18 protein-coding genes and 2 tRNA genes are annotated in these 25046 nt (G+C 47.8%); 10 read left to right on the forward strand and 10 right to left on the reverse strand.

The window, feature by feature from the left end; translation table 11 throughout:
• Positions 1-94 precede the first annotated feature (94 nt).
• From ICL55_RS26000 to ICL55_RS26020, 5 genes are all read right to left on the reverse strand, one after another.
• Entirely contained in the window at positions 95-1108 is a 1014-nt protein-coding gene (locus tag ICL55_RS26000) for a FecR family protein (protein WP_188102988.1), read from the reverse strand.
• Positions 1109-1191: 83 nt separating this feature from the next.
• Entirely contained in the window at positions 1192-1746 is a 555-nt protein-coding gene (locus ICL55_RS26005) for an RNA polymerase sigma-70 factor (protein ID WP_188102991.1), read from the reverse strand.
• A 115-nt stretch (positions 1747-1861) separates the two neighbouring features.
• Positions 1862-2059, reverse strand: a complete 198-nt coding sequence (locus ICL55_RS26010) for a hypothetical protein (protein WP_188102994.1) — start codon at positions 2057-2059, stop codon at positions 1862-1864.
• A gap of 542 nt (positions 2060-2601) precedes the next feature.
• Positions 2602-2684 (reverse strand) — tRNA-Tyr (locus tag ICL55_RS26015).
• Positions 2685-2745: 61 nt separating this feature from the next.
• A tRNA-Asp gene (locus ICL55_RS26020) sits at positions 2746-2819 on the reverse strand.
• Positions 2820-2991: 172 nt separating this feature from the next.
• Here ICL55_RS26020 and ICL55_RS26025 point away from each other — a divergent pair.
• Both ICL55_RS26025 and dapA read left to right on the forward strand, forming a co-directional pair.
• Positions 2992-3945 (forward strand): acetyl-CoA carboxylase carboxyltransferase subunit alpha, encoded by a 954-nt coding sequence (locus tag ICL55_RS26025; RefSeq protein WP_188102996.1) that lies wholly within the window; start codon positions 2992-2994, stop codon positions 3943-3945.
• Positions 3946-4026: 81 nt separating this feature from the next.
• Positions 4027-4902, forward strand: a complete 876-nt coding sequence (dapA, locus tag ICL55_RS26030; RefSeq protein WP_188102998.1) for a 4-hydroxy-tetrahydrodipicolinate synthase — start codon at positions 4027-4029, stop codon at positions 4900-4902.
• 120 nt (positions 4903-5022) lie between these two features.
• Here dapA and ICL55_RS26035 read toward each other — a convergent pair whose 3' ends face one another.
• Positions 5023-5931, reverse strand: coding sequence for a ribonuclease Z (locus ICL55_RS26035; RefSeq protein ID WP_188103000.1), 909 nt, complete (start codon positions 5929-5931; stop codon positions 5023-5025).
• A gap of 76 nt (positions 5932-6007) precedes the next feature.
• Positions 6008-6382: an STAS domain-containing protein gene (locus ICL55_RS26040; RefSeq protein ID WP_188103002.1), complete on the reverse strand. Its 375-nt coding sequence runs from the start codon at positions 6380-6382 to the stop codon at positions 6008-6010.
• Between the two features lie 304 nt (positions 6383-6686).
• On the opposite strand from ICL55_RS26040, the gene ICL55_RS26045 reads away from it, so the two are divergent.
• The 7 genes from ICL55_RS26045 to ICL55_RS26075 all read left to right on the forward strand — a co-directional run bounded on the left by ICL55_RS26045 (position 6687) and on the right by ICL55_RS26075 (position 19405).
• The gene (locus ICL55_RS26045; protein WP_168810692.1) at positions 6687-9221 is read left to right on the forward strand and encodes an ATP-dependent Clp protease ATP-binding subunit; all 2535 of its coding nucleotides are present in this window, start codon (positions 6687-6689) and stop codon (positions 9219-9221) included.
• A 699-nt stretch (positions 9222-9920) separates the two neighbouring features.
• Positions 9921-11597, forward strand: coding sequence for an autotransporter outer membrane beta-barrel domain-containing protein (locus ICL55_RS26050; protein ID WP_188103004.1), 1677 nt, complete (start codon positions 9921-9923; stop codon positions 11595-11597).
• A 99-nt stretch (positions 11598-11696) separates the two neighbouring features.
• Positions 11697-13646, forward strand: coding sequence for a hypothetical protein (locus ICL55_RS26055; RefSeq protein WP_188103006.1), 1950 nt, complete (start codon positions 11697-11699; stop codon positions 13644-13646).
• A gap of 9 nt (positions 13647-13655) precedes the next feature.
• Positions 13656-15233, forward strand: coding sequence for a T9SS type A sorting domain-containing protein (locus ICL55_RS26060; protein WP_188103008.1), 1578 nt, complete (start codon positions 13656-13658; stop codon positions 15231-15233).
• A 74-nt stretch (positions 15234-15307) separates the two neighbouring features.
• Positions 15308-15997, forward strand: coding sequence for a (d)CMP kinase (gene cmk / locus ICL55_RS26065; protein ID WP_188103010.1), 690 nt, complete (start codon positions 15308-15310; stop codon positions 15995-15997).
• A gap of 638 nt (positions 15998-16635) precedes the next feature.
• Positions 16636-18585: a tetratricopeptide repeat-containing sensor histidine kinase gene (locus tag ICL55_RS26070; RefSeq protein ID WP_188103013.1), complete on the forward strand. Its 1950-nt coding sequence runs from the start codon at positions 16636-16638 to the stop codon at positions 18583-18585.
• 52 nt (positions 18586-18637) lie between these two features.
• Positions 18638-19405 carry a LytR/AlgR family response regulator transcription factor gene (locus ICL55_RS26075; protein ID WP_188103015.1) on the forward strand — a complete coding sequence of 256 codons (768 nt, stop codon included), beginning with the start codon at positions 18638-18640 and terminating at the stop codon, positions 19403-19405.
• Positions 19406-19715: 310 nt separating this feature from the next.
• On the opposite strand, the gene ICL55_RS26080 is transcribed toward ICL55_RS26075, so the two are convergent.
• Together ICL55_RS26080 and ICL55_RS26085 are read right to left on the reverse strand one after the other, a co-directional pair.
• Entirely contained in the window at positions 19716-20939 is a 1224-nt protein-coding gene (locus tag ICL55_RS26080; RefSeq protein WP_188103017.1) for a 4-hydroxy-3-methylbut-2-enyl diphosphate reductase, read from the reverse strand.
• A gap of 35 nt (positions 20940-20974) precedes the next feature.
• Complete coding sequence (locus tag ICL55_RS26085) at positions 20975-21841, reverse strand: rhomboid family intramembrane serine protease (protein WP_188103025.1); 867 nt, start codon at positions 21839-21841, stop codon at positions 20975-20977.
• Between the two features lie 348 nt (positions 21842-22189).
• On the opposite strand from ICL55_RS26085, the gene rpsA reads away from it, so the two are divergent.
• The gene (gene rpsA, locus ICL55_RS26090; protein WP_168869769.1) at positions 22190-24085 is read left to right on the forward strand and encodes a 30S ribosomal protein S1; all 1896 of its coding nucleotides are present in this window, start codon (positions 22190-22192) and stop codon (positions 24083-24085) included.
• Positions 24086-24257: 172 nt separating this feature from the next.
• On the opposite strand, the gene ICL55_RS26095 is transcribed toward rpsA, so the two are convergent.
• A complete protein-coding gene (locus tag ICL55_RS26095) occupies positions 24258-25019 on the reverse strand; it encodes a cyclase family protein (protein ID WP_188103028.1) in 762 nt (253 codons plus the stop codon).
• Between the last annotated feature and the right edge of the window lie 27 nt (positions 25020-25046).

Consider the following 25046-nt stretch of genomic DNA (forward strand, 5'->3'; position numbering starts at 1 on the left):
TTGTGTTATGGAAATGGCCACCATTGGATTCCCGTCCCCCGGCGGCTTTCATAGCGCATGTTCATCTCCGCTTCTCTCAACAGAAGCGGATTTTTTATTTTATCAATACTGTTTTTCCGGATCGTGTGGCTGTTACGCCGGCAGTCATGGAAACAATATCCAGTGCTTCATCTACCGTCGAATGGTGAAGGGTAGTGGTGATAATGCCGTTGCCTGCTTCCGGATGTACAAACCGGATGCTGATACCATAGTACCGTTCAAGCTCCGCGGCCACTTCTTTCAGGGATTGTTTACGGAATATCAGGACACCATGCCGCCACGCCCCGATGCCGGCTGTATCTGGCAACATTTGCACGGTGGCTTTTCCGGTGTTGGTGTTAAAGAGCAACAGCTGTTGTTGGGTTAACGTCGCTATCGGGCTTACCTCCGGTTGTTGGCTCTTCATCACGTTTACCACGCCTTGGGCAACAGCTACCTTGATGGAGGATTCTGTGTTGCGGTAACGGACGTTAAAAGCAGTACCTACATCCACGGTGGTAAGGCCGGCTGTCTGCACGCTGAAAGGATGGGTGCCGCCATGCTGAACAATAAAATAAGCTTCCCCTTCCAGGATGATTTTCCGGTTGGTAATACCGAAATTTTGATTGTATTGCAGGCTGCTGAGGGCATCGAGGTACACCAGTGAACTGTCTGGCAGCATGATTTTAGTTCTCTTCCCGGCTTCATTATGCAGTTGTACCCATTGATGTTCCTGTGCATCCCGTTGCCACCGGGTTTGCTGCCATCGCCAGCCGGCCAGGGCTACAACACTGATGAACGCAGCGGCGGCTGCTACTTTCCACCAACGGAACGGTGATAATTGTTTCACGGGTGTTGCTGGCGCAGGCCGTACCAACGCAAGATATTCCTGGTACTTCTTGCCGGCATCAGCTTCGGGCGTATAGGTTTCGCCGGAAACCTGCTGCCAGTCCAGTAACAGCCATTCCCCGAGGCTTTCCTGGTAAACAGGATCGTGCAGGTACTGCCGGATCGAGCTCAGTTGCTCCGGGGTACAACGGTCATTTATATATATCCTGATAAGTTTTTTATCAACGGGTTGTTGCTGCATACAGACAGGCGTTTGGTGCCTTTACCTGCGTATATCCCTGGGCGTTAATATTCCCCTATGGCATAACAATTTGTTAACACTGACTATAAAATAATGGAGGCTAAATGTTGGGCGAGTTGCGTGCGTAATTGCTTTAATGTGGCAGAGATCTGGTTTTCCACAGTTTTAGGGGAGATGTTCAGTTGTTGGGCAATTTCTTTATAAGTAAGATTTTGTTCCCGGTGCAACAAAAATATCCGGCGTCGTTGTTCGGGTAAGCCGGCGAGGCTTTCCTGATAATGGCGCATGAGCTCTCCGTATAATACAGGGTCCGTCGCCGCGGCAGGGTCGGTAGGCTCTCCGCCTGCTTCGAGCGAAAAAAGGTGGTCCACTTTTTTCTGCCATGATTTGATGACACGATGGCGGGCTATGGTAAACAGATAGTTCTCAAAGGTGGCGGAGTTGTTGACCGACTGCCTGCATTGCCAGACTTTTACCAGTATTTCGGTGGTGAGGTCTTCAGCATCAGCCTCATTTTTGAGATAACGGAATGTATAGCGTAGCAACCTTTGGCGGTAATAATGGAATACCGCTTCAAAAGCGGTATCATCCCCTTGCAGCCAGCGGTCTATTGGGCCTGAAATATCTTCATGAGGCATAGTGTTGTCGTGCTGTTGACTGCAAAGAAAAAGAATTTTGTATTAAGGGAGTATTAAGAAAAACAGGTAATGCCTTGGGGAGCATTACCTGTTCGGACGCACAAATGCCGGATGGTTATACCCTGTTTTTACCCTTAAAACGTTTTCGGATACTATAACCCAGGCTCATGGCAATACAAGCAGGACATACGCCAAACCTGAAAAAAGTAAGGGCCGCTTTTTTATACCAGGGTAAATTTGCGGGAATAATGGGACAGCTTACGCCATCACCTTCGTATTCCTGAATACCCCATACATTGATACTTTCCTTCATGGTATCTGATTAAAATGATTTAACCCAGAAAATGATAGAGGCACCATCCTGTGAGTGTAACTGAAATGATACAGAGAATAATTTTCGTTTGTTTTTTCATGTTTGCAGCAATTAATTATTGACAAATGGGTGGATGCATTTGAATGATTAATGCCTGTTTCTTTTAATAATCACCCGGAGAGGAAATTTTTTCACCGCATTTTTTGTATCAAAAAAATGCATAGCCTTAATTGTTGCCAAAAATCAACTAAGAAATCATTTTTGTTCTAAGGTTCAATAGCGTTTGTTAGTATGCTTAACCTTTATTCCACCTGCAGCAGCATTTTGGCCACTGAGAACAACCTTTTACAGAAAAGAGCAACGATGGACAGATGCCTGTTCCGGGAGAGGAGGATAAAACGTATAACGGATACCGTTAATACAGATTGATTTTTTATCGATTACTGGTCGGAGTCTGTATGACTATGAAGAAAATAAAGCTGGGTAAATTATGTATAAAACTGAAAAAGCCTCCGGAACTGACGTTCGGAGGCTTTTTTGCGTGGGCAGGATAGGATTCGAACCTATGAAGTCGAAAGACAGCGGATTTACAGTCCGCCCCATTTGGCCGCTCTGGAACCTGCCCTTCGATGTTGAAAAGAGAAAAGAAAAAGGAACAGACTTGCGTCTATTCCTTTTCATCCTTGCGGACTGGACGGGACTCGAACCCGCGACCTCCGCCGTGACAGGGCGGCATTCTAACCGACTGAACTACCAATCCTTTTCAAAAAAAAATTGCTGTTTGACCAGCTATCTTTCTGTATCCCAAGACGTTGTGTTGTTCCGTTTTGGGATTGCAAAGATAGCAACAAAGTTCCCAATTAAGCAAATCTTTTTTAAAAAAAATTTTCAGCACTATCTTTACACCCGATCTTTAACCAATTAAACTATTTATGCAATTCCTGGATTTCGAAAAACCTATCGCGGATTTATATGAGCAGCTGGCTAAGCTGAAGGAGAATGGTGAAAAGTCCGGGGTAGATGTTTCTGCTACAGTGAAGGAATACGAGCAGAAAATTGAAGACACCCGTCTCAACATCTACACCCATCTCACCGCCTGGCAGCGTGTACAGCTCAGCCGCCATCCGGATAGGCCCTATACTTTGGCGTATATCGAAAAAATGTGCACCAACTTTATGGAACTGCACGGCGACCGGAATGTGAAAGACGACAAAGCCATGGTAGGTGGCTTTGCTGACCTGGATGGGGAAACCGTGATGTTTATCGGTCAGCAGAAAGGGGTGAACACTAAAATGCGCCAGCTCAGGAACTTCGGGATGGCTAACCCTGAAGGCTACCGCAAAGCGCTCCGCCTCATGAAACTGGCGGAAAGATTCAACAAGCCCATTGTAACCCTCATCGATACTCCCGGTGCTTATCCGGGCCTGGAAGCGGAAGAAAGAGGCCAGGCAGAGGCCATCGCCCGCAACCTCTTTGAAATGGTAAAACTCCGCGTACCGGTTATCTGCATCATTATCGGTGAAGGGGCCTCTGGTGGCGCACTCGGCATCGGTATCGGCGACCGTGTGCTGATGCTCGAAAACAGCTGGTATACCGTTATCTCTCCGGAAAACTGCTCTACCATCCTCTGGCGCAGCTGGAACTTCAAAGAAAAAGCCGCAGAAGAACTGAAGCTGACTTCCGACTATATGAGCCAATTTGGACTGGTGGACGGCCTTGTCCGCGAACCACTGGGCGGTGCTCACGTAAACCCGGATGAAATGGCGTCTATCCTGAAAACAAAAATCAAGGAGACACTGGCGGAATTGAAGAAGATCGACCCCGATGTTCGTATCGAACAAAGGATCGATAAGTTCTCCCGCATGGGCTTTTACGAAGAACACTAAAAAAAATTTAGAGATCACAATAAAAAATTAGAATTTCGGCCTTCGGAATTCTAATTTTTATTTTTTCCCGTAAAAACACACATGGAACAGTTAAAAGGCACCGGGGTGGCTTTGGTTACACCCTTTAAAGCAGATGAAAGCATAGACTGGAATGCTTTGGAAAAGCTCATCAATTATGTAATTGAGGGTGGCGTAGACTATGTGGTAACATTAGGTACCACCGGCGAAACGCCCACGCTTTCTGCAGATGAAAAGCTGGATTTGATGAAATTCACTTTTGAAAAGGTGTCGAAGCGGGTGCCGGTAGTGGTCGGCATCGGCGATTATAATACCCGTGATGTGGTAAAAAGACTGGAAAAATGCCCGCTGGACGAGGCCGCGGCTATCCTCAGCGTGGCGCCTTACTACAGCAAACCAACACAGGAAGGTATCTACCTGCACTATAAAACCATCGCTGCTGCTTCTCCGAAGCCCATTATCCTCTATAATGTGCCAGGCCGTACCGGTCGCAACATGACGGCGGAAACCACCCTGCGCCTGGCGCACGAAGTGGAAAATATCGTGGCCATGAAAGAAGCTTCCGGCGATATGATGCAATGCATGCAGATCATCCGGGATAAACCGAAAGATTTTCTCGTGATCAGCGGCGACGACGCCCTGGCCCTGGCACAGCTGGGCTGCGGTATGGACGGCGTTATCTCTGTAGCGGCCAATTATTTCGCGAAAGACTTCTCTGCACTGGTAAAAACAGCGCTGGAAAATAACTTCCCCGCCGCCCGCACACTGCACTACAAGATGATGCAGGGCTTCGACCTGATGTTCTCTGAAAACAACCCTTCAGGCATCAAAGCGTTTCTGAGCCATGCCGGTATCATCGGTAACTATTTCCGCCTGCCGGTAGTTCCCGCTACCGACGCGCTTTATCGTCAGATTGGTGAATACCTGAAACAATACTAGTAATTACAAATTACGAATTACGAATTACGAATTGAGGGCTTTCTCATGGAACGGTTAGTTAATAGCCGCGCTATAGGAAAGCCCTCAATTCGTAATTCGTAATTTGTAATTCGTAATTGATTAAACGTAGTAGGTAACGCCTTCTTCGGCAATGTCCGTGGCCGCAAATACAGGCCTCGTCTCTTCGAGGAAAGGTTGCAAATCCGTGTATTTCGACGAAAAATGCCCTATCAGCAGCCTTTTGGCAGCGGCTGCGGCGGCAAGGGAGGCGGCTTGCACCGTAGTGCTGTGGTAGCGCTCTGCGGCACGGGCTTCCAGATCATGCAGATAGGTGGTTTCATGATACACCAGGTCTGCGTCTTTCAGCCAGGGGAGGAGCTCCGGATCGTAAATAGTATCAGCACAGTATACGTACCGCTTGCCTTTGGCAGGTGGTAAAGTCACCCAGTCGTTCTTCACCACGGTGCCGTCTTTTCGCGTATAATCAGCGCCCTCCTGTAATTTCCCGTAGTAAGCGGCAGGTATCTCGTAAGCCTTGGCCTGTTCAGGGATCAGTTTCCGTTTCTTTTTCTGCATCGTGAAAGAGAAACCAAAACAGGAAATCCGATGCTGCGTAGGAAAACAATGTACGGTCAGCTCCTTGTCTTCCAGGATAATACCGCTGTAACCCGGTTGCAGCGGCACAAAAGACAGCTCATAATGCAACTGTGTACCGGAGCAGTCCAGCTGCAGCTGGATAATCGGCTCCAGCTCCGGTGGCGCATATACGCTGAGGGGGTCTGTCCGCCCCATCAGGTTGAGCGTGTTCAACAGGCCAATCAGCCCGAAATAATGATCACCATGAAGATGGCTGATGAAAATATACCTGATTTTGGTGCGTTTGATGCGGTATTGGGCGATGCGAAGCTGAGTGCCTTCACCACAGTCTACCAACAGCAATTGTTCATCACAGGTAACGATCTGTGCGGTGGGGTGTCTGTCCAGCGTGGGGATAGCAGAGTTATTACCTAATATTGTAACTGCAAACATATTGTGAAACGTTTCGCTGCCTGCTTCTGGCCCTAACCGATTATACGGCTACAGGCGGAAACGGGGCCGCTTTTTATCAATCCAGTCCGTTCAGAAGCTCTCGCTCCAATTCTTCCATCATCACAAGATCTATGGCTTCAGCCATGGTGGGAGCGATATTGAGCATATCGCCGCCTTCCGCTTTCAGCTCCTTTGTTAAAGCACTGTTAACGCCGGTGAGCGCGCAGGAACGGCCTTTGTCATACATATCTTGATACACTGTTAAAATGGCTTGCATGCCCGCAAGGTCATTTTTTTCGACCAATGTCAGGTCCAGTATGAGGTTGCGGGTTTCCAGCTCCGGCAATGAGGCCAGGGTGGACATCAAATCGGCTGACAAATTAGCATCCAAAGCAGGTTCTTCAGGACAAAAAACAACAATTTTTTCTTTGGTATCAATTTTGAATTTCATGCGTTGGACGTTGTTTTATACATTTAGTTAAAAAATCAATTTAAAGAGGGAAACCCAGCCTATAAAAACTAAAATAAAAAGGAGATAAAAACAAAAGCCGCTTTTTCCTCGTAAGTAATTTTGAACGCTATCCCCGCTTTCAACACAAAAATAAATCTTATACTATTAAAGTGTAAGTTGTTTGAGTGCAAAAAAGGAATAACTTCATCTAAAGTAAATAGCTGATAATCTAAGTTCAGAATTATTCGTTATTATTGTATAAGCAAGCCCCCGTAAGGGTTTTTGATCATTTAATATTCTCACAATGGACCAGAATTTTTCACCGCAAGTTAAGGAGATCATTTCGTTCAGCAGAGAGGAAGCTTTACGCCTGGGGAATGATTTCATCGGTACTGAACACCTGCTGTTAGGTATTATCCGGGAAGGCGAAGGCACGGCCGTAAAGATTCTGCAGGCTTTAAACGTAGACCTATACGAATTACGTAAAGAAGTAGAATTAGCTGTTAAAGATAAGACTGGAAAGAATATTGCCAATATCAACAGTCTACCCCTCACCAGACAAGCTGAGAAAGTCATCCGGGTAACGGTACTGGAAGCAAAAGCGCTGAAGAGCGCCACCGTGGAAACCGAACACCTCATGCTTTCCATACTCAAGAACAAGGAAAACGTTTGTACTCAAATCTTACAACAATTTGACGTGGATTACGATACTTTTAAAAACGAACTGGGCTTTGTAAAATCTGCCGATCCTAAATCCGAATTCGACGATCCGGGTGAAGAAGAGTTTGAAGACGAACGGAAGAGTTTTGCATCGAAAGCCAAACAGACCAACACCAAATCCAAGACACCCGTACTGGATAACTTTGGTAGAGACATCACCAAGCTCGCCGAAAGCGGCAGCCTGGATCCGATAGTTGGCCGCGAGCAGGAAATCGAACGCGTTTCGCAGATCCTGTCCCGCCGTAAAAAGAACAACCCCATCCTGATCGGTGAACCCGGCGTGGGTAAAACAGCCATCGTGGAAGGCCTCGCCCTGCGCATCGTGCAGCGCAAAGTGTCCCGCGTACTGTTCGACAAACGCGTGGTAAGCCTGGACCTCGCCGCACTGGTGGCCGGTACTAAATACCGCGGCCAGTTCGAGGAAAGGATGAAAGCGATCATGAACGAACTCGAAAAAAACAGAGACGTGATCCTGTTCATCGATGAAATTCATACCATCGTAGGCGCCGGCGGCGCTTCCGGCTCCCTGGACGCCTCCAACATCTTTAAACCCGCTCTCGCAAGAGGCGAACTCCAATGCATCGGCGCTTCTACCCTGGACGAATACCGCATGTATATCGAAAAAGACGGCGCACTGGACCGCCGTTTCCAGAAAGTAATGGTAGAACCACCCAGCGTGGACGAAACCATACAGATCCTCAATAACATCAAGCCCCGTTATGAAGAATACCATAACGTAAGCTACTCCGACGCTGCTATCGATGCCTGCGTGAAACTGAGCGACCGCTACATGACCGACCGTCTGCTGCCCGACAAGGCCATCGACGTGCTCGACGAAGTAGGCGCCCGCGTTCACCTCAAAAACATCAATGTGCCGCAGAATATCCTCGATCTGGAAAAACAGATAGAAGATATCAAACAGGAGAAAAATAAAGTCGTTAAAAGCCAACGCTTCGAAGAAGCCGCTGCACTGCGCGATACGGAAAAGAAACTGGGTGAAGACCTGGAACGCGCTAAAGCCATGTGGGAAGAAGAAGTGAAGCATAAACGCTACCCGATCGATGAAGAAGCCATCGCAGAAGTAGTGAGCATGATGACCGGTATCCCTGTTAAAAGGATGGTACAGGCCGAAACTGAGAAACTCCGCCGCATGGGCGAAGACCTCAAAGGCGCCGTGGTGGGACAGGACGATGCGATCAGCAAAGTCACCAAAGCCATCCAGCGTAACCGCGTAGGCCTGAAAGACCCGAAAAAGCCAATCGGTACCTTTATCTTCCTCGGCCCCACCGGCGTAGGTAAAACCGAACTGGCCAAATCCCTGGCCCGCTACATGTTCGACTCCGATGAAGCCCTCATCCGTATCGATATGAGCGAATATATGGAGAAATTCTCTGTAAGCCGCCTCATTGGCGCGCCTCCGGGATATGTAGGCTACGAAGAAGGTGGTCAGCTGACAGAAAAAGTACGCCGCAAACCTTACTCCGTGATCCTGCTCGATGAAATCGAAAAAGCACACCCGGATATCTATAACCTCCTGCTGCAGGTGCTCGATGACGGTATCCTCACTGATGGCCTCGGCCGTAAGGTGGACTTCAAAAATACCCTCATCATCATGACCTCCAACATCGGTGCCCGCCAGTTGAAAGACTTCGGTGCCGGCGTAGGTTTCACCACCTCTGCCAAGGCGATGAGCGAAGAGGAAAACACCAAATCAGTGATCGAAAAAGCACTGAAAAGGACCTTCTCTCCGGAATTCCTGAACAGAATCGATGATGTGATCATCTTTAACTCTCTGAGCAAAGAACACATCTACACCATCATCGATATCACCATGAAGAGCGTGCTCAAACGCCTCAACAACCTGGGCTTCAGCCTGGAACTGACAGACGAGGCAAAAGGCTTCCTGGCAGACAAAGGCTACGACCAGCAGTTCGGTGCAAGACCGCTCCACAGGGCCATCCAGAAATACCTGGAAGACCCGCTGGCAGAAGAAATCCTCAATATGAACATCCATGACGGAGACATCCTCGTCGCTGACCTCGACAAGGAAAACCAGAAACTGGTGTTCACACTGAAGAACAACTCTTCTAAAAGCAAATCAGAAAAATCTGAAGCGTAAGTAAACAACGCATATAATTATCCAAAAACGGCCGCCTGTAAAAGGCGGCCGTTTTTATGCTCTTTACCGGCCCTCTTCTGATCCACGCTCCTCAACCCGGTTTGGCCACACCTTCGCACGGCCCTTTACATCATGCCCCCATCTTCGTCCATCATTTACTGTCTCACTCAGCCCTTTTCCCCGGCTAATTCTCCCGTAAATGACCTTTTCCCGCCTGTTTCTTCCACCTATTCTCTCTAATTCTCCATCGTTTCCCGCTTTCATTCTTCCGCCCGCCATTTCCCCATATCCATTTTGGCGCAATGCCCCCTTTTCTCACATGAAAATGTTAACTCACCCCGTTTCAAGATAAGTTAATGGGCCGGCAGCGGTTTTCCGCGTCCCGCCTGTCTTTGGAAATCGATGCCAAAGCCGGCAGGATGCACAAAAATCAGGTATAAGAAATATTATTAAAATATAAAATATAGCATAATAATGTCATTTTTGAAAAATTACTAATACATACCTTTGTCACATAAAATAATATCTATCTCTATTATTTTTTGTATGAGAATAAGATATATATCGGACCCTTGTACATATTATAATTTTGCCTATATCTTTATTCTGACTTCCTTGTAACTGAATACACAACGATAATAAAGTCCGCTCCCATGCGCGGCCTACTGGAAGATCATTTTAACTATTTATCCTTATACCATGACTAAATCTCTACAAGTCGCGTTCCGCGGTGTTTTACTGGGAAGCCTTGCCTTGTTGGCTACAGATACCTACGCTCAGCTCAAAGTAGGTGACCACCCGACGAAAATCAACAAAGCTTCCGTACTGGAACTGGAATCCGACAAACAAGGTCTCCTGCTCCCACGCCTCACCTCTTTTACCGGTATCGACGCGCTGACGCCTCCGGACGGTATGATCGTGTATCTGGAGTCTACCGATGTTACCCAGAGAGGGCTCTACATCCGGAAAAACGGCGCCTGGGAGAAAATGGCAAACGATAAAGATGCTACTGCTAACTGGAAACTGACCGGCAACGACGCGGTAGCCGGTAACTTCATCGGTACCAACGCAGGCAGCGTGCCATTGGTATTGAAAGGACAGGGCGTGGAAGGGCTGATCATCGATAACGGTTATGCTTTCCTGAAAAAACTGGATGTGGTAACTGCCGGTGTAGATGTACTCCTGGTAGATCCTACCAGCGGAAAGGTATCTTCCCGTAAAATCAGCGAGACAGCCTTTACTTCTGCAATCAACTCCATCAACGGGCAGACAGCTCCCAGCCAGACGGTGACCACCGCCGGCGGTACAGATTACTACTTTACTCCTTCTGGTAATGCTACCACCGCCGATCACAAACTGACCATCGAAAAGCAGGATGGTAACAGACCTTTAGGCCTGCTGACGCAAAATGACTGGATACGCTTCGACAAGGCAGCGAAAGCCATGGTAATAGCTACCTTCAATACAACTCCTACAGCAGCTGGTCTGAGCATCGGTACAGACGCCTCCGGTAATCCGGCCCTGGCGCTCCATGCGGCTGATGAAACCAACCCCGGTGCACTCACTGCGGTTGCCCAGAACATCGGCGGTAATAAAACCTTCAAAGGCAGCATCACCGTAGAAAATGGTGGTACCATCAGTTCAGGCCTCACCGTGAACGGTACTTCCAACCTGAAAGATGACGCGGTAATCGGTAAATCCTTACAGGTAGGTACTACCACCGAACTGAAAGGCAAAGTAACCCTCGGCAGCGTAGCTACCGGTACAGACGCTAACACAGACGTACTGATGCTGGGAACCGGTGGTGAAGTAATTAAAAAGACATTACCTACTGCTGCTTTCAGAACGTTCAAAAATGGCGCTGATGGCCCGGATGTACACTATGCTGAAGATGCTGTTGCCAACACGCTCACCCTCCACGTTCCTTCTGCTTCCCTCGTAGCCGACAGAGGTCTGGTAACCAACATCGGCCAGACTTTCAAAGGCGCTAAAAAATTCAACGACGACCTGGCTGTTCGCACAAAAGTAATTGTTGGCGACACCACGGTGGCGGCCAATTCTACCCTCCAGGTAGCCGGCTCCCTGTCCCTGAACATCGTTTCACAGAACGCCAGCTACACCATGACGGATAACGATAACACCATCCTCATGAACTGCGCCAGCGGCGATCTTACCGTAACCCTGTTAAGCGCGGTGAACAGAAAAGGAAGAGTGATCACCGTTAAAAAAATTGGCGGTACACTGGCTAAATCCCTGAAGATCGTTACTTCAAACAGTGAAACCATTGAAGATGGTACAGACTACTTCATCTATAATGACTGGACTTTCGTAACCCTGCAATCTGACGGTGCCAACTGGTTTATCATCAGACACTAAGAATATAACGGTCATGGTTGCACGCTCATATGCGTATAACCATGACCGTTATCTGCCTTTTGCCGGCCCTGCCCATTTCCATGTAATTAATTTATGAAGATGACTGTTTTAAGATATTTACCCGTACTGGGTCTGGGACTCCTGTTTTCTGTCCGGGCCACTGCACAACAATTGAAACTGGGGCTTCAGCCAACACTGCTCAAAAAGGAAGCTTTGCTGGAACTGAACAGCGATAGCCAGGGGCTGTTGCTGAACAGGGTGCCTAAAAGCGCTATCAGCACAGGCGGGGCTTTGTTCAATGCCACCGACGGTATGTTTGTGTATGTAACCGATCCGGGAGAAAAATGTCTTTACATCAAAGCAAATGGGACATGGAAAAAGCTGGCCGATTACTCGTCCATCACAACGGATAATATTGCCGAAGGCACTACCAACCTGTATTTTACGCAGGCCAGGGCCAGAAGCGCCTTTTCTGCCGGCAATGGTATTAATATCAACGCCGCTGGCGTTATCAGTAGTGCATTGACTTTCAACGGCCGCACCCCTGATGCTGCCGGAAATATTGCACCAGCCGCCGGTGACTATGCTACCTATTATCTGCCATATGCCAGTCAGCTCACCCTGACCGCCGGCACCGGCATGAAAGCTACTACTACAGCGACTAAAAACCTGAATACCAATCCTTCCTTTACCATCGATGCCGACAATGGCTCGGCTATCTGGAATGCCAACAAACTTTCTTCCGTAGCGGTGGCCACCACCGCGCCAACTGTCAATCAGGTATTGACTTTCAATGGTACGCAGTGGGAACCTAAAGCGCCAACCGGTGCTACCGGTAACTTCATCAATAACGGTACTGCCATGCAAACTGCTGCCAACTTCAATATTGACGGCTATGGAGATATCGGAAGGGATGTAAGAGTCGGAGGGGGCGTAGTGGCTGCGACTGCAACACTGGCGTCAAAACTTACTTTAAACAGTCTTACTGCCGGCTCGGTTCCTTTTATTGATGCAACCAAGGCTGTCGCAGAGAATAACGGCCAGTTCTTCTGGGACAATACCAAAACTGCACTGGGCCTGGGTACTGCTGCCCCTAAAAACAAACTGGAAATTGCTGGTCAGGCCACCGGCTTGGGTGAAACTGCTTTCACTTCCGGTTTGCGTCTGTCCAACCTGGCCACTGTTACACCCGGTGCCCCCAACTCAAAAGTATTAACAATCAATAATAATGGTGATGTGATCGTGACCCTGAACCCACTAGCGAATAACTGGCTCGTAACCGGTAATACCGGTATCGCTGCAGGTTCTTTTCTGGGTACCAATGATGACAGGGCAATGGTCATTAAATCAAATGCCACCTCTTTCCTCGAATTTGGTCGCCGCCAGACGGTAGGATTAGTAGATTCCAAATATACTGACCCTGATCAGCCGATTACATACGTTCGGTCTGCTATGCAATTTGAAGCACCAGGCGCCTCTTTCTACAAACCGATATTCTATGTAGACGCTGATGGCAACTTCCGTATGAAAGGCAGTTCAGCAGGAACAGACCTCTTTGAATTCGGTGCCACCGGCTCCGCTAACAACGGCGGCTTCGACTTTATCGTTGGAGACGATGGTGATGAACCTTTTGTTTTCAAAAGTTGGTACCACGCCACGAACACCTATACTGAACTGATACGAATTGACCGAAATGGACTTGGGATTAACACCAATGGCAGTGCGCCAGCTGCTAAACTCGATGTCAGAGGAACTTTTAAACTGGGCACCAATGGCTCTACGCTGAATAACATTATCGAAACACAGGTAAGTGTAACCACGTCTAATATGAACAATAATACTTCCAGGATAGTCAGCAACATTTATCTGCCTGGGGTCAAGGTAGGAGATACGATTATTTTAAATCCGGCGTCTGACCTCTCGCTCGGGTTGGCTATATCCTGGGTAAGGGTTTCCGCCACAAACTATATTAATGTGGCTTTTGCAAATCTTGGTGGTGGCAATGGTCTCAATCCTTCAGGAACCTACAACGTGGTTATTATCCAGTAAACAGTATTGATGAAAAAAGCCTTATCAGTTATCGTGTTATTGCTGTTAGCGGAGATTGGTTTCGCACAACAGGGTGTCTTCATCCCTGATGGCGCTTCTGTATGGCTTTCCGGTAACTCAGGTGTTTTTTCAGATTTGACCAATAACGGTATCCTGGGCTCTAATCCTACGGCTACCTTGTATTTCCTCAGTAAAAAATGGACTAACGGCAACGCTGCTACGTTGCCCGATGAAAGTGCCGATGGCCGCTCCGGTATCGGCGGCAAATTTCTCTTCATGGGCCAGAACCCGCTGTATGGCAATGTTGGCCGGCAGCTGGTATTCGGCAACTACAGTCTCGCCACCCGGCAGGGATGTAGCTTCCCTAACCTCGAAATCAATAACAGCGCCGGACTGCTCCTCGATGATCTCAGCGATCTCAAAATCAGGAACAACCTGCATTTCACAGACGGACATATTTTCCTCAACGGCTGGAACCTCCTCGTTGGTGAAAATAATCCCGGCACCATCACAGGTTACAGTGATCAAAGTTTTGTGGTGAACGGCACCGGCGTGGCTGGTGGCGCGCTCTACCGTGCAGGCATCAACGATGTGGCCAATAAAGTGGTGTTCCCGGTAGGTACTACCATCAACAGTTATTCACCCGCAGCGATCCTGCTGGACGGCGCTACGGACATATTCAGCGTCCGTGCATACGACAGCGTATATAGCCTGGCTATCGGCGGCCGCGCTTACCCGGACAGCTTTGTCAACAAAACCTGGCAGATCACCCGCGCCGGTTCGGGCGGCAATGCGACGGTTATCCTGCAACACATGGATAGCGATGAATTGCCGGCTTATGCCACGGCGCGCGATAGTAGCTATATTACCCGTTTTACCGGCGGCGTGTGGGACCAGGTGCCTTACCTGGCTACCCTGCCTAAACCCGGCACACTCACTACTAACGGCCTCGCCACCCCGGCAACGATGCATATGCGCGTGTTCACCAGCTTAGGCAACAATGAATATTTCACCAAGACAACGCTGATCAGCAAAGCTAAACCTGCTATTTTCCTCAGCTTTGAAGCATATCGCATCGCACCACTTATGGTGCAGCTCGATTGGACCACCAGCCGCGAAGTCAATAATCTGCTGTTTGAAGTGGAACGCCGTTATGAAAGGGAGGAAACATTTTCCCGTATAGCCACCGTGCCTACCAAAGCGCTCAATGGCAACAGCAACGTGCCATTGAGTTATACGCTGCAGGACCTCAACGATTACGACGGCTGGACCTACTACCGCATCAAAGCCGTTTCCCGCAACGGCAAGGAAGTATATTCCGAAATACGCGCTGTACCACCGTTTGTACAGATCGACGTATTCCCCAACCCGAACAACGGCAAGTTCAAAGTACGTATCCGTGGCATAAGAGGCCCGCTGATGATGCAGCTCCGCGATACCTGGAGCCAGGTGATGCGCGAGTATGACGTACGCCTGGATAATGACCTGAGCGTGAGCGACCTGCCTGCCGGTACCTACTTCATGGTGCTCTATCATAAAGACACCCAGAAAGTAGCCTATACCTGCAAAGTGATAGTGATACCGTAGGTTTGTTTTGCTTTTTTCGCATAATTCCCTCAATTTTGTGGGGTTATCTCTGTAGGCGGTTTAAATAAATAAGGTTGAAAAAAATTATCATCACGATAGATGGCTACTCTTCTTGTGGCAAAAGTACGTTGGCAAAACAACTGGCTAAGAAGTTAGACTATGTCTATATAGACAGTGGCGCCATGTATCGTGCGATTACACTTTATTTCCTGCAAAACCGCGTGGACTGGACTTCCCAGCCGGCTGTAGTAGCTGCGCTGGCAGACATACACCTCGAGTTTGAATACAACCCCAAGTCCGGCGCCAGCGAAATGCATCTCAACGGAGAAAATGTGGAACACCTGATCCGCGAAATGCTCGTGGCAGAAAAAGTAAGTGAAGTGGCCGCCGTGAAAGAAGTGCGCGACTTTGCCGTAGCCCAGCAGAAAAAAATGGGCACCCGCAAAGGCATCGTCATGGATGGTCGCGATATCGGTACAGTAGTATTCCCACATGCAGAACTAAAAATCTTCATGACCGCTGATATCGCCATCCGCGTGGAACGCCGCTTCAGAGAACTCTACGAGAAAAATAAAAACATCTCCATAGAAGAGGTAAAAGAAAACCTGGAACTGCGGGACTATATCGATGCGAATCGTGAAATCAGCCCACTTCGGAAAGCAGAAGATGCTATCATACTGGATAACAGCCAGTTAAGCAGGGAAGACCAGATGGACCTCGTGATGCAATGGGTGGAAGATGCCACATTGGCCCACACTTCGTGAAATAATATTTTCTTTTATTAAAAGTCTTTTATACATTTGCCTTGTCCCTGCCTAACCACCAGCGGACCATCCCAATAATTTTCCACATCCTGAAGAATTTCCTGCTATTTATTTGTATGCAAAACTATGTCACCAACTGACGGGGTTTTCCATGCTTTAACCTTATCTGACCTGAAATATTGCCAAGGTATTGAATGTGGGCAATGTTTTTGCGACCGGCTGATGCCTGCCCGCATAAACATGCAGTAAGACAACCATTGAAATTGTGATCGCGGAAGCGTAAAGAGATATAACTGTCTTTATGAAAGTCTTATTTGTAAACTATATCCACAAAACCTTTGCTATTAACCGATTATTGAACTTAACTATAAATAAATTCCGCCCGGCATGGCCTTTTAGCGCCCCTGTCTGGCATAAAGAGAAATGTGGGATGGCATGGCTTGCCATGGCCGTTCCATATTTTCAGTAGGTGTATTCGGTTAATAGGAAGAAGGGGCGAATTCTTTCGCCCTTTCGCTTTTTTTAAACACCATACAACTGAGCATGCGGTAATTTAGCGGTAAAACAATCCGGAATCAGTAATTCATCGTTTGTAATGCGTAATTCTTCTTAAATTGTGTGGTCAGATCGTTCAGCCAATGTCTATTAAAAGTCTGTGTTTTTTAGGCTTGCTCCTGATTGGAGCCTGTTGGGCCGCTGATGCGCAGGATTCCCTGCGGATTTATCACACCCTCGATTCCATCCGGACACTGCCCAATGATACCGCCAAGGTGTCTTTACTCATCAGAGGCGGTAAACAATACGGCCGCTACTTCGATAACCACAGGTCAGAAAACCTGTTCTGGCAGGAAGCCCTTCCATTAGCCCATAAACTGCGCTCCTCCCGTAGCCTGGCCCTCCTCTACAACGAACTGGGTACCTTCAAAAGAAACAAATCCCAGTACCTCGTGGCGGAAGACTACCACGAAAAAGCGATCAAATACGCGGAAGATGCCAATGATACCCTCCTCATGTGCCTTTCGTTCAATAATACCGGGGTCGACTGCCGCCGCCAGGATAAACTCCAGCAAGCGTTCGACTATCATCTGCACGCGCTGCAGCTGGCAGAAAAAATCAACGATACCCGCAATATCTGCGTGGCGACCAACAGCATCGGCAATATCCAGCTGACAGCGGAAAATTATGAAGACGCCATCCGCCATTTCGACCGGGCACTGAAACTGGAAGACGACAGCCATAATGACCTTGGCGTGGCCATCAATCTCGGCAACCTGGGATATGCCTACCAGGCCCAGAACAAACTGGACCTCGCTATTCAATATTATCACCGCTCCCTGGTGGTAAACCAGAAAATAGACAACCCCACGGGAATGGCTATATGTTACAATGCGCTCGGTACTGCCTATAAAGAAAAAAAGGATTATGCTACCGCCATGGAATACCTCCAGAAAGCCCTGGCGGTAAATGGCAAGGTGGATGATAAAATCCATGTGGCGGAAAGTTACCTCAACATCGGCAAGCTCCTCAGCGCACAAAATAAACACGACGAAGCCCGTAAGTATATGCAGCAGTCCATAGACCTCAGCATATTCTGGAACTTTAAATCCATGCTGATGGAGGCTTATAAGGCCCTGTCGGCAGATTATAAGGCCAGTGGCGACTTCCGGCGCTCGCTGGATGCGGCCGACAAATCCCTGTTGTACAAAGACAGTATCCTCAATGAAAAATCTGCCATGGCGCTAAAACAAATGCAGACTATCTATGAGGTGGACCGGAAAGACAATCAGATTAAAACACTGGAGCATGATAAAACAGTAGGGGAACTGAAGACTAAACGCAATGTGGTGTTCATCTTCGCACTGGCAGGCTTCCTGCTCATGGCCATCATAGGGGGCTTTTTTTATATCCGTCACCGTAATCTGGAAGCCAATAAACAAACCCTTCTGCTGGAACTGAAGTCACTGCGCTCCCAGATGAACCCGCATTTTATCTTTAATTCCCTGAGCTCTATACACCGCTATATCTGGAGTAACAACCAGGAGGAAGCCTCTGATTACCTGACCAAGTTCTCACGCCTGATGCGCCTTATCCTCGATAATACGCAGCATACCTTCGTGACGCTTAACAAGGAACTGGAGTCGCTGCGGCTATACCTCGACCTGGAATCCCTTCGTTGCAACGGCATCTTTGAATATACGATCCGTATAGGTCCGGATATCAACGATGAGGAAGTGCTCATACCACCCATGATCCTGCAGCCATACGTGGAAAATGCCATCTGGCACGGCCTGGTACATAAACACGATGACAAGGGCCGCCTCGATATCGATATTGTACTGAAAGACAGAAGCCTGGTGTGCACCATCACCGACAACGGCATCGGCCGCCAGAAAGCGATGGAGATCAAGGAAAAGAAAGGAAAGGGACACAACTCCGTCGGCATGAAAGTAACCGAAGGAAGGATCGATCTTATCCGGAAAATCAATAATAAGGAAGCGAAAGTAATGGTCACCGACCTGGAAGATACTGCCGGACAACCAGCGGGTACCATGGTGACTATTATTTTACCGGCCGAATTCATATTTTAGCATAATAAAAAAACGGACGGCCAGTTTGCCGTACCGCTAAACCTACCACAGCATGAGCGACATAAGAGCTATCATCGTAGATGATGAGCAACATTGTATTGATGCCTTGCAAACCATGTTAGTCAGGAAGTGCCCGGGAGTAGAGGTGATTGGATCAGCCAAAGGAGTAAAAGAAGCAAAGGAACTGGTGGATGAACTTCACCCCGATCTGGTTTTCCTGGATGTGGAAATGCCTCACCAGAACGGGTTTGAGTTACTGAAACAGTTCGAGAAGATCGGGTTTGATGTCATCTTTACCACTGCCTATGAACAGTACGCCCTCAAGGCCATCAAATTCAATGCACTGGACTACCTCCTCAAACCCTTCAGTGTAAAGGAGCTGCAGGATGCCCTCGACAAATGCAGGGAAAAACAGCAACAACGTCAGCGGGACACCAACAGCCTCTCACCGATGGACGTGTTCCTGCAAAACATGAAAACCCTGCAGCAGTCACATAAAAAAATTGCGCTGCCTACTATCAACGGACTGGTGTTTATGCCCGTACAGAACATCGTACGCTGCGAGTCTACCGGCAACTATACCCGTATCTTTTTCACAGACAAAAAGAACCTGATGGTGTCGCGCCCACTGAAAGAGTTTGAAGAACTACTGGCAGATGTGGATTTCTTCCGGGTGCATAACTCGCATCTCATCAACCTGCAACAGATGCAGTCCTATATACAGGGCGAAGGCGGCTTTGCACTGATGAGCGATGGGGCCCAGGTGGAAGTGTCCAGACGCCGTAAGGCAGATTTCCTGAAACGGGCCATGCAGTTTTAACAGATAATGGCGTATGCCGGTAAGGGTGGGGCTTCTATGGAAAACGATTGCTTTTCATTTTCGCCAAAAAATGCTTTCCGATTTTAGGCTTTTTTATGCCACTTATGGTCAATAAACTACCAGATAATAAATGGCTGTTGTATGCCTTTTCAGGAAGATTTACTTTTGAATTACGATTTCAATTTTAGCGCTATATATAAATTTTATTCTCTGCATTACTAGCGTGATTAGCCCCAAAGAAAAAAGACACCTTCTGGTGTCTTTTTTGTTATAAAAACTTTCTGCGTAATCTTATTACAGATGACCTTTATTAGTCAACTATTGCCAATTCATCCGCTTTGTGCTCCAGCCCGTAAAAGGACAATAACCGACGAATGACCCCTTCCACCAAAGCGTCGGGGCAGGATGCACCGCTTGTCAGCAAGATGGTCACCTGGTTTTTTTCTGGTAAAAAAGTATTACTGTGGATTTCTTTCTTATGATGGAAATCCCAGTGGTCAACCTGGTTGGTACTGTGCATTTGCTCCGGTGCGCTGATAAAGTAAGTGGGCAGTTTCTCTTCACATAGTTCTACCAGATGCGATGTGTTGGAGCTGTTATAACCACCTACCACAATGGCCAGGTCGGCTGCTTCTTCCAGCATGCCGATAACGGCACTTTGGTTATCGTTGGTGGCGTAACAGAGCGTGTCGCGGGTATCGGCAAAACGCTCCTCTGCATTAGCCTCGGTAAGGCCATAGTGAGCTACGATCACCTGGCGGATATAGTCGGCGATGGCCTGTGTTTCGGTGGCCAGCATGGTGGTTTGGTTCACTACCCCTACACGTTGCAGGTCTTTGGTGACATCGAAGCCGGGAGAATATTGGCCTTTGAACACTTCATAGAAACTCTCGGCCGGTGTTTCGCCGGTGATGTAACGGGCCAGCTTTTCCGTTTCGGCCATATCTTTTACCACCACGGTCGGGGTATTGGATTGGCTATGGGAGAAAGTGGCGCGTGTTTCTTCATGCTTAGGTTTACCGTGAACGATCACGGTATAGGACTTTTTCCCGATCTGTTCGGCCTTGTTCCATACCCTTTCCACAAAAGGACAGGTGGTATTGTATTTCAGCGGTTCAATACCGAGAGAGGCGAGTTTATTTTCTGTTTCGATGGTCGTACCGAAGGCAGGAATGATCACAATATCGTCGGACTGCAGGGTTTCCCAGGGTACCAGCTGATTGCCGGCGGTGTCCATGATAAATTGTACGCCTCGTTCCAGCAGGTCGTTGTTGACATGCGGGTTGTGTATCATTTCACTGAGGAGGAATATACGTTTGTCCGGGTTTTCGTCTACCGTTTTAAAAGCGATCTCGATCGCGTTTTCCACGCCGTAACAAAAGCCGAAGTGGCGTGCGAGCAATATTTTAAGCGGACCAAAATCAAGCGTGGTGGGCGTGAAGTCCTTTTTCATGCGGTCCTGCTGCTTGCGTTGATTTTTGATGGCGCTGATCAGCGGACTACGATATATGACCGGAACGTTAAAAGTTTTCATGCGTAAAAGGGCGAAAAATTGAAAGGCAAAGGTAATCAGTTTTCTTTGCTCACTTTATCCAACCAGGCTTTTTCTTCTGCGCTGAGGCTGTTATAGCCTTTTTCGTTGATTTTGTCGAGCAGTTGGTCCAGGCGTAGCTGGTTGTTGTCATCCGGTTTTTTTACCACTTTGAGGGGAGATTTCTTGGGTTTGGACCTTGCCTGTACCCGTTTGTTTTCCCGGCGTGTTTCCGCGTCGAAAAGCCATATCAGTGGTTTGCAGATATCGGTGCCGCTTTGCAGGGTACGGATGTAGACGAAGCCGAAGAGGGCGCCGCCCATGTGGGCAATGATGCCGCCGAGGTTGCCCCGCGGGATGGATATAATACCCAGTGCGATCAGGGCGATGGCCAGCCATTTCAGTTTCACGTTGCCGAAGAACAGCAGCCCGATTTCGTAATTGGGCATGAGGGTAGCGCAGGCTACCAGGATGCACATCACGGAGGCGGAAGCGCCGATCATGGTGGAGGCCATACCGGGAAACAGCAGATTATAAGAAAGCATGTACAAGGCTGCGCCGGTGATACCGCCCATCAGATACAGCGGCAGTACGCGTTTGTTGCCCAGAAAGCCACGAAACAGGTTTCCGAACCAGTAGAGGTTCAGCATATTAAAAAAGACGTGGAAGATCTCTACGTGGGTAAACATGTAGGTGATCAGTCCCCATGGTTTTCTGATAAAGGTGCCGGGCAGGGAGTGAAGGGTCAGCTGGTCAAATGTCCAGGCAAAAGCAGTATTGGGAGAAATGAGATACAACAGGTTGATCCCGATAAAAATGACAATGTTCCAGATAAGCAAATGATTGACCGTGTTGCCTTGTCTGAGCCAAAAGCGAATATCCGATTGAAATGAGGTCCCGTTCATATACACAAATTAAAATAAAAATCCGGGATTTAAAACCCTTTACAGGGCAGATTTTCAGTTGATGAAATTTAACTTTTTTTACTGCAGATAATTATCAATTGGACACTAAATAGATAACAAATTTTTGCTATTCTGGTTGACGGCGACCGGTAAAAAATAGCCGGAATCCTGCCTATGTAGTAAGTTAAATTCAAATATGATTAAAAAATATCCGAAAGGAACGTTAAAGGAGGGGGTGGAAAGGTGATTTCTTCCGGAAAAATGAGGTAAAACGGGTATTTTTTTGTATTTTTGCCGTCCCATAAAACAGGGAGTCCGGGTATTCCGGATTTAAAATTTCAATTTTTTATGAGCGAAAACAACATTATTAACGAACAAAACGCAGAGCAACAGGCTCCGCAGGCAGCTGCGGCAGAAACTGCGACAAAAAAGGCTCCTGTAGTAGCAACTGCCCACGACGATTTCGATTGGAGCGTGGACAAACGTAACGTTTCTTCTTACAGCAAAGAAGAAAAAGAAAAGTATGATCAGACTTACGACAGCACCTTCAAAGTGTTTGAAGAAAACACGCTGCTGAGCGGTACTGTAGTAGGTATTACCAACACTGACGTGGTGATCAACATCGGTTTCAAATCTGACGGCCTGATCTCCCTGAACGAATTCCGTGACTTACCGGGTCTGAAAATCGGTGACGAAGTGGAAGTGCTGGTAGTAGAAAAAGAAGACCGCGACGGTAACCTGCACCTGAGCCGTAAACAGGCTCGCCAGAAACGTGCATGGGAAAAAATCGTGGAAGTTTACAAAACAGGCGAAGTGGTTACTGGTACTGTTACCAGCAAAACCAAAGGCGGCTTGATCGTGGACGTTTACGGTATGGAAACATTCCTGCCAGGTTCTCAGATCGACGTGAAACCGGTTACCGACTACGACCAGTTTGTAGGCAAAACTATGGAGTTCAAAGTGGTGAAAGTAAACGAAACCATCCGCAACGCCGTAGTTTCCCACAAAGCGCTGATCGAAAGCGATATCGAACAACAAAGAGTGGATATCATCTCCAAACTGGAAAAAGGCCAGGTATTGGAAGGTACCATCAAGAATATCACCGACTTTGGTGCGTTCATCGACCTGGGCGGTCTGGACGGTCTGCTGTACATCACAGACATCTCCTGGGGCCGTATCTCCCATCCGAGCGAAGTGCTCCAGATGGACCAGAAAATCAACGTGGTGGTACTGGACTTCGACGACGAAAAACGTCGCATAAGCCTGGGCTACAAACAACTCACTCCGCATCCGTGGGATACTTTACCAGCTACCATCACCGAAGGTGCTAAAGTTAAAGGTAAAGTGGTTAACATCGAAGACTACGGTGCGTTCCTGGAAATCATGCCGGGCGTAGAAGGTCTGGTACACGTTTCTGAAATCTCCTGGGCTTCTACTCCTATCAACGCTAAAGAATTCTTCAAATTAGGCGAAGAATACGAAGCAGTGGTAGTTACCCTGAGCAAAGAAGAGCGTAAAATGTCTCTGTCTATCAAACAACTGACAGAAGATCCATGGTCTACTATCGAAACTAAATTCCCGGTTGACAGCCGTCACAAAGGCATCGTTAAAAACATCACTCCTTACGGTGTGTTCGTTGAACTGGAAACTGGTATCGGTGGCATGATCCACATCTCCGACCTGAGCTGGATCAAACGTTTCAACCACCCATCTGAATACACTAAAGTAGGCAACGAAATAGATGTAGTAATCCTGGGTATTGATAAAGAAAACCGCAAACTCAGCCTCGGTCACAAACAGATCGAAGAAGATCCTTGGAACACTTTCGAAACTATCTTCCCGATCAACTCCGTACACGAAGGTACTGTTGTGAAGAAAGATGAGAAAGGTGCTACTGTTCAACTGCAATACGGCCTGGAAGCTTACGCTCCTGCCCGTCACCTGAGAACAGAAGACGAAAAACCAATCAACGTTGAAGACGTGAAAGAATTCATGATCATCGAATTCGATCGCAGCGAAAAACGTATCCTGGTTTCTCACACCAGAGTATGGGAAAAAGCACAGGCTGAAGAAAAAGAAGCTGTTGTGAAAGAGAAGAGAGCTGAAGCTGACAAAACCCGTAAAGCAGTGAAAAACATTCAGGGTAAAGTAGAAAAAGCTACTTTAGGTGACCTGGGTGCTTTAGCTGAACTGAGAGAAAAACTGAAACAATCTGAAGGTGGCGAAGAAAAAAGCGCACAATAAGATCCGTTTTGGAAAATAAAAGAAAACCGTTCTGAGTAATCAGAACGGTTTTTTTATTTGAGCATTTGACTATTTTGGTATTTAGATATTTAAAATGCTACGATGACCACCAGCTTATTCGGGTAAATCTTCGCTGCATTTTAAATATCTAAATATCAAAATAAAGAAATAATTAAATCATGGCTACTACCCGCGCGGGCGCTGCACTGGCGCCTTTGATCTTCAGCGGGAAAACGGCTACTTTAAAGCCATGCGACGGCAACGCGCCCAGGTTCACCAGCTGCTCCATATGACAGTATTCTTTCTGCTGGCCTACGAGGTGTGCCTGCCAGAAATAATCGTCCTTTTCTTCCGCTTTGGCTTTCTGCACCATATACTTCAGCGGAAGATCAAATCCCCACTGATCAATACCCATTACTTTCACGCCCTGGTCTATCAGCCAATGAGTGGCCTCCGCGCTCATGCCGGTACCCCGCATCGGGTATTCACGGGTGCCAATGTATTGGTCGCGGCCTGTATAAATCAACACAATCGTGCCTGGCTGAATAACCGCCCCTGTCTGCTGCAGATTTTCCCGTATATCCGCCAGCGTTATCTCCTCGAAATCCGCCTTGTGTGTCATGTTGATCACTACGCCATCACCATAGCACCACTCCAGCGGTATCTGGTCGATGGTCTTGGCGGGCTGGCCGTTGACTTCCGGGGCATAGTGCCAGGGCGCATCAATGTGCGTAGCGGCATGAACGCCCATGCTCACGATCTTGTCGTCTGCCCAGCCTTCAAAACCTTTGGGGAACAGCTTCGCCGGCAGGCCCAGGAAAAAACGGATCAGCGACCGGCTTTGCCGGTGCGCCTTGTGTTTGATACGAATACGCATAAACCAGGGGTCCTGTTTATTGTATTCGATCGTCTTAGACAGGTCAATGATTTTCATGGAATAAGGGGTTGATATGATGAACAG

Origin of the sequence: Chitinophaga varians, from assembly GCF_014529945.1 — a bacterium.
GTDB lineage: Bacteria > Bacteroidota > Bacteroidia > Chitinophagales > Chitinophagaceae > Chitinophaga > Chitinophaga varians.

Excerpts from the sequence above, each read along its gene's own strand:
- ICL55_RS26000 (WP_188102988.1), bottom strand. The coding sequence starts at position 1,108 with ATGCAGCAACAACCCGTTGATAAAAAACTTATCAGGATATATATAAAT.
- ICL55_RS26005 (WP_188102991.1), bottom strand. The coding sequence starts at position 1,746 with ATGCCTCATGAAGATATTTCAGGCCCAATAGACCGCTGGCTGCAAGGG.
- ICL55_RS26010 (WP_188102994.1), bottom strand. The coding sequence starts at position 2,059 with ATGAAGGAAAGTATCAATGTATGGGGTATTCAGGAATACGAAGGTGAT.
- ICL55_RS26025 (WP_188102996.1), top strand. The coding sequence starts at position 2,992 with ATGCAATTCCTGGATTTCGAAAAACCTATCGCGGATTTATATGAGCAG.
- dapA (WP_188102998.1), top strand. The coding sequence starts at position 4,027 with ATGGAACAGTTAAAAGGCACCGGGGTGGCTTTGGTTACACCCTTTAAA.
- ICL55_RS26035 (WP_188103000.1), bottom strand. The coding sequence starts at position 5,931 with ATGTTTGCAGTTACAATATTAGGTAATAACTCTGCTATCCCCACGCTG.
- ICL55_RS26040 (WP_188103002.1), bottom strand. The coding sequence starts at position 6,382 with ATGAAATTCAAAATTGATACCAAAGAAAAAATTGTTGTTTTTTGTCCT.
- ICL55_RS26045 (WP_168810692.1), top strand. The coding sequence starts at position 6,687 with ATGGACCAGAATTTTTCACCGCAAGTTAAGGAGATCATTTCGTTCAGC.
- ICL55_RS26050 (WP_188103004.1), top strand. The coding sequence starts at position 9,921 with ATGACTAAATCTCTACAAGTCGCGTTCCGCGGTGTTTTACTGGGAAGC.
- ICL55_RS26055 (WP_188103006.1), top strand. The coding sequence starts at position 11,697 with ATGACTGTTTTAAGATATTTACCCGTACTGGGTCTGGGACTCCTGTTT.
- ICL55_RS26060 (WP_188103008.1), top strand. The coding sequence starts at position 13,656 with ATGAAAAAAGCCTTATCAGTTATCGTGTTATTGCTGTTAGCGGAGATT.
- ICL55_RS26070 (WP_188103013.1), top strand. The coding sequence starts at position 16,636 with ATGTCTATTAAAAGTCTGTGTTTTTTAGGCTTGCTCCTGATTGGAGCC.
- ICL55_RS26075 (WP_188103015.1), top strand. The coding sequence starts at position 18,638 with ATGAGCGACATAAGAGCTATCATCGTAGATGATGAGCAACATTGTATT.
- ICL55_RS26080 (WP_188103017.1), bottom strand. The coding sequence starts at position 20,939 with ATGAAAACTTTTAACGTTCCGGTCATATATCGTAGTCCGCTGATCAGC.
- ICL55_RS26085 (WP_188103025.1), bottom strand. The coding sequence starts at position 21,841 with ATGAACGGGACCTCATTTCAATCGGATATTCGCTTTTGGCTCAGACAA.
- rpsA (WP_168869769.1), top strand. The coding sequence starts at position 22,190 with ATGAGCGAAAACAACATTATTAACGAACAAAACGCAGAGCAACAGGCT.
- ICL55_RS26095 (WP_188103028.1), bottom strand. The coding sequence starts at position 25,019 with ATGAAAATCATTGACCTGTCTAAGACGATCGAATACAATAAACAGGAC.